The organism is Mucilaginibacter sp. RCC_168 (assembly GCF_041355315.1).
In the GTDB taxonomy this organism is placed as follows: domain Bacteria; phylum Bacteroidota; class Bacteroidia; order Sphingobacteriales; family Sphingobacteriaceae; genus Mucilaginibacter.
The window spans coordinates 312,018-324,401 of the sequence record NZ_JBFUPN010000002.1 but is presented as its reverse complement, the minus strand read 5'-3'; the positions used below and the strand labels follow the sequence as shown (position 1 = coordinate 324,401).

Here is a 12,384-nt window from a genome sequence, read left to right as displayed (position 1 = left end):
AAGAAAGATGAAGCTGTCTTGATACTTGATACTAACTACTTGATACTAAATTAAAACCAAACCACCATGGCAAATTCACTAAACCGCAGAACCTGGATCAAATCCAGCGCATTTATGGCCGGGGGACTGGCCTTCTTTTCTGGTACTATCAATAAGCTGGCAGCAATGCCGGTTCGTGCTTTTAAACCCTCGGCACTTAGTTTAAATGATCTGGAGGCCATAACCCATGCTGGCTTTGAATTGAAAGCGAGATTATTGGCTAATGAAAATCCGTTTGGTCCCTCAGCCAAAGCAAAAAAGGCCATCCAGGATGCTATTGACAAATGTTATCAGTATCCATTTTTTGATCTGCCGTTGCTTTATAATAAAATAGCCGATTATGAAGGAGTAAAATCCAGTAACATTCTGATGGATGCCGGTTCAACCCCGCTGTTGCTGGCTGCTGCCATGCACTACACCAAAGGTGGTAAAACGGTGATCACCGGTGACCCTTCTTATGATGACCTGCCAGGCCGTGCCCAGGCATTGGACGGGAAATGGGTGAAAGTACCGCTCACGGCCGATTATAAACTTGATCTGGACGCGATGGAAGCTAAAGTAGATGATAACACCGGTTTGGTTTACATCTGTAATCCCAATAATCCAACGGCTACTATTGTGGATACTGCCAAACTGAAAGCTTTTTGCGAGCGTGTATCCAAAAAAACAACGGTATTTGTTGATGAAGCTTATATCGATTATCTGCCCGATCCACAGTCTTCTACCATGATCAGCGCTGTTAAAGCAGGCAATAATGTAATTGTGGCACGTACATTCTCCAAATTGTATGGTTTTGCCGGTATGCGTTTGGGTTATATCATATCGCAGCCCGATACCATTACAACCTTTAAAAAATATACTACACAATCATGGAGTATTTCGGCCCCAACGCTGGCTGCCGCGCTTGCCGCTTACCGGGAAACTGATTTTTTAAATGATACCTTAAAGAAAACGAATGCATCCAAAGAGTACTTGTATTCTGTACTTAAAAAGGAAGGTTATGAGTATATCCCGTCATCGGCCAACTTTGTGATGTTCCCGCTTAAAATGGATGGCCAGAAATTCGTAGGTGAAATGATGAAACGCGGTGTGGGCGTACGCAACTGGAAATTAAACGATAAAGACTGGTGCCGCGTAAGCATTGGCCGTATGGACGAAATGGAAGCCTTTGCCGAGGCATTTAAACAAATATCTTAATCTTAACAGAATCAAGAGATAAGAGTCAAGAAACAAGATGAGAAGCAAAAGGAATATTATCCTTACTCCGTCTTTTGTTTTTTCCGCCTCTTAATTCTTATATCTTGATTCTTGACTCTTATATCTTGACTCTTTTACATATGCGTAAACTAACATTAACACTGCTTTTAACAGCTTCAATTTATTTGTGCCGGGCCCAAACGGTAAACCCAAGGCCACTCACCATGGCCGAATATGATAAGGCGCAAGCTTTTACTATCGCCGACCTGGATAAGGACACTTATGTGAAATTTGAGAATACTTATGTGCTCGATAGGTATGAGGGCCGTAAGCCCTATTTTGTTACAGGAGCCGACGGCTTAAAGAAGCGTATTGACCTGTACAAACTCATCGCTAAAGAAGGAATGCAGGAAATAGGACTAATGGTGTTTTATACCAACGAAAAAGGGAAACTATATAAGACCCTTGTTCCCGATTTTACAGCTGATGCCAAAGTTTGGGCAAAATATTTTCAGGATATTGACAACATTAATAAAGAAGAAACAAATTTCATTTTAAAGCTATCTTATATCCTGTCAAAAGAGGTGAGCTTTCAACAGTACAAAGTCTTAAATGGAGGCAAGGACCTGAAAGAGGAGGCTGCCACTTATGGTAACGATATTTGTTTTCCGGGAGATGAGTTGGTGACGATGGCCGGCGGCGAAAAGAAAATGCTAAAAAGCATAAAAACCGGCGATAAGGTGATCACTATTGATCCGGCTACTAAAAAACGTTCTGCGGTAAAAGTAATGGAATTAACCATACATGAAGCTAAAAACTACGCGTTAACCCAACTGGTGCTGGTATCGGCTATCGTAAAAAACAGCAATGCCGGGCAACAGATCAGCTTAAACACCAAAGTATTACAAGCTACCCCGAATCATCCTATGTTGACCAAACAAGGCAACCTGAAAATGGGTGAAATAACCGAAGGGCAGGAGGTGCTGTGCATGAATGAGCAAACCGGTCGTTATGAAACGTTTACGGTTTTGCAGAAAACAGAACATGGCGGAGGCTTACAAAAAGTGTACAACATTGTAGCTGATGGCGGTAGTACCTTGCTCATGAATGGCGTAATGGTTATGCAGAAATAACGGCCAACTCAACGCTCCCGTAAAATGGAAAAGGTATTATTACCCCCGGTTTTCTTGTTTTTTAATTATTCCAATAGAAATTTTACGTTTAATCGATACGGAAGCGTTTAAAACAATAGTACCTTCCACAAATATTTTTTCAGAGAGTAGAGGGCATGGCTTTAAAAACAACCATCATCACCGGGGCAACATCCGGCATAGGACAAGAAACCGCTTTGGCACTGGCCGCGCAGGGGCATGCACTTTATTTACTGGTACGTAATATACCCAAAGGCGAGCGGCTCAAAAAACAAATAATAGGTAAAACGGGCAACAAAGAAATATATATACTGCGTTGCGACCTGGCCGATTTACAAAGCGTGCGTGAAGCTGCAGACGAACTAACCGAAAAGCTATTTGCCATTAATACGCTCATCAATAACGCCGGTGGGGTTTTTGACGAACGTCAACTGAGCAAGAATGGGTTTGAAATGACATTAGCTACCAATCACCTGGGACATTTTTTATTAGCCCACTGCCTGATGCCCTTGCTGCAAAAAGGACAGGCCCGCATCATCAATGTAAGTTCGGAAGCTCATAAATGGGGTAAACCACGGTTTGATGACCTTCAATGGGAGCAATTTTACAGCGCTTTTAAGGCTTATGGTATGAGTAAGCTATTCAATATTTATTTCACCCAATTACTGGCCGAAAAATATGCCAATAAGGGTATTCTGTCATTCTCGGCGCATCCGGGTCTGGTGAAAACTGCTTTTGGGGCTACCCTCAAAGGTTTTGGCAAAATAATGATGCTGCTGGCACGCCCGTTAATGATAACGCCTGAACAGGGAGCCGAAACCATTATATACCTGGCTACCGCAGCAAAACTCGAAAAACATAACGGCGCTTATTTTATCAAAAAGAAGGTTGCCAAAACCTCGGCTATTGCAACAGACACCGAATCACGTAATAGGCTCTGGGCCATTAGCGAAAAACTCCTTTCACGGTATTTGATCTGGCCGGTTATCAACGCGAATTAAGGTTAAGAACCGGGAATCAAGAATCAAGACGAAGAATTAATCACAAAAGACCTGTATTTTAGTAATCGTTTAAAAATAAAGATATACGATTCTCTTACTTCCTGACTCTTTGCTCTTGACTCTCTTTTTTGTATCGTAAAAATTACCTTTTTTACGCCATCAGGTGTTGTGCCATTAAAACTTAATAGTTATTTTAGGTGACTTAAATATGACAATCATGCCTTTTAATAGAAAAATAATTGCTACCCTCGGATTGTTATCTGTTGTAGTATTAGGTGCTATGACATCCATGACTCCCAAAAAGCCACAGGATGACGGGTTTAAAAACCTCAAGGTGCTACCAAAAAACATCACCGGCGATAATCTTCATAAAGTAATGGAAGAATGGGAGCATTCTTTAGGTGTGCATTGCAACTTTTGCCACGTACGTAATGACGAAACCAAAAAAATGGACTGGGCGAGCGATGCCAAACCTGAAAAGGAAATGGCCCGCGATATGTTCAAAATGATGAATAAAATAAACCAGAAATATTTTCATGCCAAAAAAGATTCATTAGGCATGGTCATGCAATCTGGTGTCAACTGTAATACCTGCCATCGTGGTACAGCACATCCCGAAGTTGTTATACCTGCCGGTGGTGCCCCTGGTGGCATGCCTCCTGGCGGTCAGCCCGCTCCTGCAACCGGTAGCCCTGATAAAAAAGGATGATCCTTAAATATTCAAAGCACCTCTTACATAAAGTAAGGGGTGTTTTAATTTACTATGAATATGAACAGTATAATCAAGGTCAGAAATGCTAATGAAGACGATCTGCTGGCTATTCTGCACATATATAACGATGCCATACTAAACACCACTGCTGTTTACAGCGAACAACCGCATACGCTTGAAATGCGCCAGGCATGGTACCAGGACAGAATAAGTAATGGCTTTCCGGTGCTTGTGGCAGAATCGGGTGGAAAGATAGCCGGTTTTTGCACTTACGGCCATTTTCGCATCTGGCCATGTTATCGTTATACTGTTGAACATTCCGTTTACATTGACCCTGTTTTTCAGGGACAGGGTATCAGCAAACTTTTACTTCGGCCACTTATTGAAATAGCCCAAAAAAACGGTATTCATGCGATGATAGCAGGTATCGACAGCGAAAATCAGGTTAGCTATCATTTGCATCAGTCACTGGGTTTTAGGCAGGTTGCGCACTTTAAAGAGGTTGGTTTTAAGTTTAATCGCTGGCTCGACCTGCTTTTTATGCAATTATTGCTTGATGAGTAATATTAATTATCAATTTAAAGAAAAAAAAGCTATAAATTTAATTGTCTTTTAGTTAACTTTAGTCGCCCCCTGATTGAAATGCGAATTTATTGAATAAATATGCGCTTTTGGTAGTTTTATTTCAGTTGGATGGTGAAAATCCCCTTAATTAACTGACAATGACTGTTGAAATTGAAGAAAAACCGGTTCTTACCATTGATTCCCCCAAAAAAACAAGCCATGCACACACGGTTCATTGCAGACGTTGCAATAATATTAATATTAACCGCATACCTCGTGGCTCATTGGTAAAAATGTTTTTGTTTTGGCTGCCGCTTAAAAGATACGTCTGCTATCGCTGCCACAGCAAATCATACAGGTGGAAACTCTGACCAAGTCTGATTGATTTTATTATTCCTGTATCTTTTTTCCGATCAAGAAAATAGTATTTTGCAAAGTGTAAATCCATTACATTTGTTAAATGCAAAAAATACTGATCGCTAACCGGGGCGAAATAGCTTTAAGAGTAATGCGCTCCGCGCTCGAAATGGGTATTAAAACTGTGGCGGTATATTCAGATGCCGACCGTGGCGCGATGCATGTACGCTATGCCGACGAGGCAGTTTATATTGGCGCAGCTCCCTCAAACCAGTCATATCTTAATGGTGAAAAGATTATTGCAGCCTGTCAAAAAACAGGTGCTACGGGTATCCATCCCGGTTATGGCTTCCTGAGCGAGAACGCAGGTTTTGCGCGACAAGTAAAAGAGGCCGGACTGATACTTATTGGCCCGTCGCCCGAGGCTATGGAAGTTATGGGCAACAAGCTATCGGCCAAAGCAGCTGCTTTAAAGTATAATATACCCATGGTACCAGGCACCGAGGAAGCTATTACCGATTTTGCCGAGGCAAAATCAAGAGCTGTAGAAGTTGGTTTCCCGATACTGATCAAAGCCGCCGCTGGCGGCGGAGGTAAAGGCATGCGTATAGTAGAAAGTGAGGCCGACTTTGAAGAGCAAATGGAACTTGCTGTATCCGAGGCTACTTCGGCATTTGGCGATGGATCTGTTTTTATTGAACGTTATGTATCATCACCCAGGCATATCGAAATACAGGTTTTGGGCGATACGCATGGCAATATCGTACATCTTTTTGAGCGCGATTGTTCTGTGCAGCGCCGTCATCAAAAAGTGATAGAAGAAGCGCCTTCAAAAGTGCTTACTCCACAGATCAGGGAGCAAATGGGTAAATGCGCGGTTGATGTAGCCCGGTCTGTAAATTATACCGGTGCTGGTACCGTTGAGTTTATTATGGATGATGCCCTGAACTTTTATTTCCTGGAGATGAACACACGCCTGCAGGTAGAACACCCGGTAACGGAGCTGATAACCGGTATCGATCTGGTGAAAGAGCAGATACGCATAGCGCGTGGCGAAGCTATTAGCTTTAAACAGGAAGATCTGCAGATACGCGGGCACGCTATTGAACTAAGGGTTTATGCGGAAGACCCTGCAAATAATTTTTTACCGGATATCGGTACGCTTCAAACTTATATTACTCCTAAAGGAGCAGGGGTAAGGGTTGATGATGGTTTTGAGCAAGGCATGGAGATACCTATTTACTATGATCCGATGATTGCCAAACTGATAACCTATGGTAAAGACAGAACCGAGGCAATTGAAAGAATGCTGCGCGCTATTGATGAGTACCAGATAACCGGGATAACTACCACGCTTGGTTTTGGCCGGTTTGTGATGCAGCATGAGGCATTTACATCGGGCAACTTTGATACACACTTTGTAAAAAAATATTTTACTCCAGAAGTTTTAAATACCGAAGACGAGGGCGAAGTGGCAATTGCTGCCGTAATTATGGAACAACTGCTCAATCAAAAGAAAGCCATAACTGCACCGGTAGCAACAGCAGAAACAAGTAATTGGGTAAAAAACCGTACCCGCCTGCAGTAGCGGTTACAGCAGTTCTGCAAGCTCCTTAAAACTATCCACAGTAGCTATCATGCCATCAGGTACTTTACCAAATCCGTAGCTGGCAAAAATAAAGGGTACGCCAGCCTGATGTGCCGCTGTATAATCGCCCATGGTATCACCTACGTATGCGGGTGCTTTAAGCTGATGATCGTTTACAATATCCTTAATATTATCGGCCTTTGGATTGCCTTTGGTACCAAAACACTGATGCCCTAAAAAATATGTGTGCATGTTATTCAGGTCCAGGAATAACTCGATATAACCGTTTTGGCAATTGCTTACAATATACAGTTTGTATTTGGTGCCCAGGTATTTCAGCGTTTCTTCCAGTTGCGGATATAGCTCACCGCCTTTGGCATGCAGGATCTCCAGCTCGCTGATAGCACAAAGGGCTTGTACTTCCTTACGTTGGTTGGTATCCAGATTGGGGAATAGCTTATCAAAAATGGCATCGTAGGTCATGCCGGTGATCGATTTAACACGTTCTACGGTCATCAGTTCATCAATATAATCTACTTTTGAAAGGGCTGCCTGCCAGGCCAGGGCTACTGTGGCGGTGCTGTCCCAGAGGGTGCCATCGAGATCAAAAATTATACTGTCAAATTGATTGTGTAGTGAAGAATTCATCATGGCGGCAAAAGTAATAAAAAGCGGGTTATTGTTCTGGCAGGCGGTTGCTGAAAAAACAAGTCAATGTAAAATAATTTTCCCTTTAGGTGGTTAGGTGCCTAATTGGTTAAATTCGCTTATATCAACTAAAGAATAACTATTGAAGACAGATCGTCCACCCAAAAACACCATCACTCATAAAGTTACTTTAAAGGAACGTTTTGAGGCGCTCCGTAATTTGCCCGCGTTTTTTAAACTGGTATGGCAAACCAGCCGCTGGATGACGGTAGTGAACGCCCTGCTGCGGATCATACGCTCAGCTATGCCATTGGGGCTGCTGTATGTAGGTAAACTGATCATTGACCAGGTAGTAACGGTAAGTCATGCGCATGTTAAGGATATGACCTATCTGTGGCAACTGGTAGGGCTGGAGTTTGCCCTGGCCATATTAACCGACGCACTTAGCCGCGCCATAACACTGATGGATAGCCTGTTGGGCGACCTGTTCAGTAACTATACTTCTGTCAGGATCATGGAGCATGCCGCCACATTGGATCTGGATCAGTTTGAAGATTCGGTATTTTATGATAAGCTGGAACGCGCCCGGCAGCAAACCGTGGGTCGCACCATATTACTCTCGCAGGTCATGAGCCAGGTGCAGGATCTGATCACCATGGGTTTCCTGGCTGTTGGATTAATGGCTTTTAATCCCTGGCTTATTGTGCTGCTGCTTATTGCTATTATTCCCGCTTTTTTAGGTGAATCGTACTTTAACGATCAAAGCTACGCGCTTACCCGCGGGCAAACACCGGAGCGGCGTGAGTTGGATTACGTACGTTACCTGGGGGCCAGTGACGAAACAGCCAAAGAAGTAAAAATATTTGACCTTTCGGGCTTTATTATCGACAGGTTCAGGCTCCTGTCTGATAAATTTTATGGCGATAATAAACGGTTGGCCATAAAGCGTTCCTTATGGGGGACTTTTTTTGCCATGCTGGGCAGTCTGGGTTATTATGCCGCCTACCTGGTTATTATTGTACGTACGGTTAACGGAAGCGTTACCATTGGTGAGCTGGCATTTTTAGCCGGTTCGTTCAGGCAACTCCGCACTTTGTTGGAGGGTATCCTGACCCGCTTTACAGCCGTGTCACAAGGCGCTATTTACCTGCGTGATTTTTTTGAATTTTTTGAGATCGTACCTAAGATCAAATTGGCCGAAAATGCGCTGCCATTTCCTAAGATCATACAACAGGGTTTTACTTTTGAGAATGTGGGCTTCCGGTATGTAAACTCTGATAGATGGGCCAACCGGCATTTGAATTTTACCTTGTTTCCGGGCGAAAAACTGGCGCTGGTGGGCGAAAACGGCGCCGGCAAAACCACGCTGGTAAAATTGCTCGCCCGTTTGTATGACCCTACAGAAGGCCGGATATTATTGGATGGCATCGACCTGAAACAATATGACCTTACCGACCTCCGGCTTAACGTTGGTGTTATTTTTCAGGATTATCTGCGCTATCAGATGTCCTTCGCCCAAAATATAGCTGTAGGCAAAATAAGCGAAAAAGATAACCGGCCACTCATTGAGAACTCAGCCCGCCAAAGCCTGGCCGATCTACTGGCAGCCAAACTTCCCGGTAATTATGATCAGCAATTGGGCAAACGCTTTGCCGATGGGGTTGAATTATCCGGAGGCGAATGGCAAAAGGTTGCCCTGGCACGGGCCTATATGCGCGATGCCCAATTGCTCATATTAGATGAGCCTACATCGGCCCTTGATGCGCGGGCCGAATACAATGTTTTTGAGCGCTTTGCCGAATTAACTAAAGGGAAATCGGCGGTACTGATCTCGCACCGTTTTAGTACCGTTCGTATGGCCGACCGTATTTTGGTATTGGAAAAAGGAGAACTGGTGGAAATAGGCAGCCATGCCGAGTTATTGCTTAAAGGAGGTCGTTATGCAGAGTTATTTGATTTGCAAGCTGCAGGATACCGGTAAATTTAATCAGTAGTTAATGCCATATCGATATCTTCCTGATATTTAAGTGATAATCATATATCTTCATTGTTGTTTTTATTTTTAATAAATTAGTTATTGTAATCATCAGGAATTATCAATAAATCAATAGCTTATTTAAGGATATTCAAAAATGCGTAGAAATACGTAGGCTATACCGTATTATCACCCTGTTATTTGTGGTGTGGTAAGATTAATTTTGAATTAATGTTTAACGGGTAATTGATTAAACATTAACCAACCTATTTACTATGAAACTTTTTTACCATTTTTTAATTTTCGTTTTTGTTTCCCTTGCACTCGTGGCTTGCGCCAAAATATTTACTTCAGATAGTGAAATAAAAACATTCAATAACCTGCCATCTGAAATAAAGTATCAGGATAACAATCAGCCTGATAGCGTAGCGCAAACAGATCTCAAAAAGAATTTTTCTATGATCTCAGGTTTTAGTTATAAAAGCCTTTTAAAAACAAAAAGGTGGGCAGATAATCAATATAATTATAACAGTGTTTTTTATATTAAAAATGTACAAATGGTTATTAACCGTTTAGGCCAATACACACAACAGTATTAATGATCGTTTAGTTTAGTTAGTTTAATTAGGGAAACAGTTGACAAACAGTCGTTACAGCAATATAACGGCTGTTTTGTTTTTAACCTGGTTGCAGGCATTCCATCTGCAACCAGGTTAGATAATGCAAATTTGTCTCACTTATAACTTGGGAAGTGTCCAAAGGTAAAAAGTAAAGTAAAAAAGGGGATGGCGAGTAAAATATAGATCCTTGCTAATTGCTGTTCATCGGCATTGCCCATTATAAATACATTATATAAGTCTTTTTTTATGATGTTTAATTTCGCTTTCATGGTTCAAAAAATATGATGTGATACAATTTTGACCCAAAGCCAATCACATAGTTTAATAGTAGCGAAATTATTTGATCATAAAAAAGCGCCGGCAAGTAAAACCAGCCGACGCTTATCATCATCAAAAGATCAGTTTATTTTGTCGCGGCTCATTTCAGGGTGATAGTGCAGGCCTGGTGTAAGCCAGTACAATAGCATAACCCTTGAATACCTGAAGTTAAAAGGCGAAAGTATAACCGCAATAGCCAATATAATAGTAACATATAACCATGGATTGTGGCTTCCGGTTAATACGCTTATGGCCACTGCCGCTGTTACCATTTCGGCAACATTAAAAGCGTAACTTACAAACATAGCCACATAAAAATAGCCGGGCTCTCTTTCATACGTTAAACCGCAGTGTGGGCAGGTTTTGTGCATTTGCTGACCCTGAAAGCCATACATGGGGGTAGCAAACATATCGCCACGTCTGCAACGTGGGCATTTGGCATGTACAAAAGCTGGCCATGCCGCTAATTTATAATTGTTATTTTCCATGATCGTTTAATAGTTTTTTTCTGAATTCTTCGGGTGTAATATTTTCCAGTTTTTTAAAAAATTTGGTAAAATAGGAGTTATCACTAAAGTTTAATTTCAATGATATTTCGTTAATGCTAAGCTGTGGATTAGTCAGCATACGCTTAGCTTCCAGTATGATCCGGTTACGGATCATTTCGCCAGCCGATACACCCATCATGTCTTTGCAAACGGCGTTAAGGTGGTTGGGGGTTATATACAGCATAGCGGCGTAATCCTTAGGAAGCTTGATGTCGGTATAATGATGTTCGATTAAATTTTTAAAATTTTTGAGCAGGGTTTGGTTGTAAGATGAACTATTGTTTACTGTAGGCGTTGTGGTAACCCTGTTAACCCTGATAAATATTTGAAGCATCAGCAGCCTGATCATATCCGCAGCTGATGCACCCGGATTTGCGGCTTCGGCTAATATAGTTTCAAAAAGTGGCCTGATAACTTCATAAGTTTCAAGAGGTAAATTAATCACTGCGTCGGCCAGGTTACCGCTAAAAAATGAAAAATTATCCAGGTAGCCATGTTGCAACACGAATGATTGGATGAACGATGCCGAGAAATTGATAATATAACCGTCTGTAAAGCCCTCAAAACCCCAGGAATGAACCTGGCCGGGTATCATAAAATAAATTTGTCTGGGTTTAACCTCAAAGTTTTCAAAATCTATGGAGTGTGTACCAGATCCTTCTGTAAATAATACCAGGTGATAAAAGGAGTGACGATGGGTAGTAAACAGGTTTTTATGGGTATCCAGGTATGGCGCAAAACGGCTTATCAGTATATCGTCCTGATTGATATCGGATAGCGAACAGATGTCATATAATGGTATGTTTTGTAACATGAACAAAATTACACATCAAATTGCCATTTATAATGGTACTATTTTTATTTTAAATGGTACTATTCAACGATAATTGAAAAATACCACTAATCAAAAAAACTTATTTTGAATATTGAATAATGAGTGTCCGATATTTAAATAACGAAGGAAGAAATCGATGCTGGGTATTAAAAATCATTATTCGATATTATTTCTTCTCTTTTAGTTAATGCCATCGGTGTTATACGCATATTTTTTGGGTGCTCTACGCATATTTTTATGGTGTTCTGCACACATTTTTATTTTGAGGTCATGGTGAAATTTGATAAAAAAAACATCACAATGAAAATCAAATTTTTAGTGGCTTGCTTAATAAGTTTATTATCAGTCACATCAATCTATGCTTACACAGGTCCAAAAACTGAGGATGCCGGTTATGCTTCAGTGATCCGCGACTTTATCGATAGCCATATGAATGGAAATTATAAAGAGCTTAATAAGATACTGGATGAAAATTATACCCTAAAGATCCCTCGCGGCAATAAAGTAATTCAGCAAAGTAAATCGAGTTTAGTTGATGCTATGAAAAAAGAAGCAGGCACCCAGCAAAACTGTCAGTCAAATTATGAGGTGCTGGCCAAAAGTGATGCGCTGGTTATAGCCAGGGTTGATTTTAGTTACCACGACAGTATACAACATAATTATCTCATACTTGAAAAGGATGATGCCCAGAAATGGAAAATTACTCAGGTTTGTAAAATGTTTGAGGACCTGGAAACCCCGGCAGGTAATAATGGATCTGTAACCGCCAAAAATTGAGTTTTTTAACTGATCTTAATAAAGCATTATAGGGGATTTTGACCAATTTGCCCT

General features: G+C 41.4%; 12 protein-coding genes. 9 read left to right on the top strand and 3 right to left on the bottom strand.

Going from position 1 to position 12,384, the window contains the following annotated elements; all coding sequences use genetic code 11:
- Window positions 1-66 precede the first annotated feature (66 nt).
- The 6 genes from AB6735_RS02790 to accC all read left to right on the top strand — a co-directional run bounded on the left by AB6735_RS02790 (window position 67) and on the right by accC (window position 6,609).
- Window positions 67-1,236 (top strand): histidinol-phosphate transaminase, encoded by a 1,170-nt coding sequence (locus tag AB6735_RS02790; RefSeq protein WP_370994302.1) that lies wholly within the window; start codon window positions 67-69, stop codon window positions 1,234-1,236.
- Between the two features lie 140 nt (window positions 1,237-1,376).
- Entirely contained in the window at window positions 1,377-2,369 is a 993-nt protein-coding gene (locus AB6735_RS02785) for a Hint domain-containing protein (protein ID WP_370994301.1), read from the top strand.
- Window positions 2,370-2,524: 155 nt separating this feature from the next.
- Complete coding sequence (locus AB6735_RS02780; protein ID WP_370994300.1) at window positions 2,525-3,388, top strand: SDR family oxidoreductase; 864 nt, start codon at window positions 2,525-2,527, stop codon at window positions 3,386-3,388.
- Between the two features lie 217 nt (window positions 3,389-3,605).
- Complete coding sequence (locus AB6735_RS02775; RefSeq protein WP_370994299.1) at window positions 3,606-4,097, top strand: c-type cytochrome; 492 nt, start codon at window positions 3,606-3,608, stop codon at window positions 4,095-4,097.
- Between the two features lie 60 nt (window positions 4,098-4,157).
- A complete protein-coding gene (locus AB6735_RS02770) occupies window positions 4,158-4,664 on the top strand; it encodes an N-acetyltransferase family protein (RefSeq protein WP_370994298.1) in 507 nt (168 codons plus the stop codon).
- Window positions 4,665-5,124: 460 nt separating this feature from the next.
- Complete coding sequence (gene accC, locus AB6735_RS02765; protein ID WP_370994297.1) at window positions 5,125-6,609, top strand: acetyl-CoA carboxylase biotin carboxylase subunit; 1,485 nt, start codon at window positions 5,125-5,127, stop codon at window positions 6,607-6,609.
- A gap of 3 nt (window positions 6,610-6,612) precedes the next feature.
- Here the strand turns inward: accC and AB6735_RS02760 are convergent, their stop codons facing one another.
- Window positions 6,613-7,260 (bottom strand): HAD family hydrolase, encoded by a 648-nt coding sequence (locus tag AB6735_RS02760; RefSeq protein ID WP_370994296.1) that lies wholly within the window; start codon window positions 7,258-7,260, stop codon window positions 6,613-6,615.
- 139 nt (window positions 7,261-7,399) lie between these two features.
- On the opposite strand from AB6735_RS02760, the gene AB6735_RS02755 reads away from it, so the two are divergent.
- Complete coding sequence (locus AB6735_RS02755; protein ID WP_370994295.1) at window positions 7,400-9,238, top strand: ABC transporter ATP-binding protein; 1,839 nt, start codon at window positions 7,400-7,402, stop codon at window positions 9,236-9,238.
- Between the two features lie 269 nt (window positions 9,239-9,507).
- Window positions 9,508-9,831 carry a hypothetical protein gene (locus AB6735_RS02750; RefSeq protein WP_370994294.1) on the top strand — a complete coding sequence of 108 codons (324 nt, stop codon included), beginning with the start codon at window positions 9,508-9,510 and terminating at the stop codon, window positions 9,829-9,831.
- 419 nt (window positions 9,832-10,250) lie between these two features.
- Here AB6735_RS02750 and AB6735_RS02745 read toward each other — a convergent pair whose 3' ends face one another.
- Both AB6735_RS02745 and AB6735_RS02740 read right to left on the bottom strand, forming a co-directional pair.
- Window positions 10,251-10,658, bottom strand: a complete 408-nt coding sequence (locus AB6735_RS02745) for a DUF983 domain-containing protein (protein WP_370994293.1) — start codon at window positions 10,656-10,658, stop codon at window positions 10,251-10,253.
- On the bottom strand, window positions 10,648-11,532 hold the full coding sequence (locus AB6735_RS02740) for a helix-turn-helix transcriptional regulator (RefSeq protein ID WP_370994292.1): 885 nt from the start codon (window positions 11,530-11,532) through the stop codon (window positions 10,648-10,650). Before AB6735_RS02740 ends, AB6735_RS02745 begins: the two co-directional genes overlap by 11 nt.
- Before the next feature lie 321 nt (window positions 11,533-11,853).
- On the opposite strand from AB6735_RS02740, the gene AB6735_RS02735 reads away from it, so the two are divergent.
- Complete coding sequence (locus tag AB6735_RS02735) at window positions 11,854-12,330, top strand: hypothetical protein (RefSeq protein WP_370994291.1); 477 nt, start codon at window positions 11,854-11,856, stop codon at window positions 12,328-12,330.
- The last annotated feature ends 54 nt before the right edge of the window (window positions 12,331-12,384 follow it).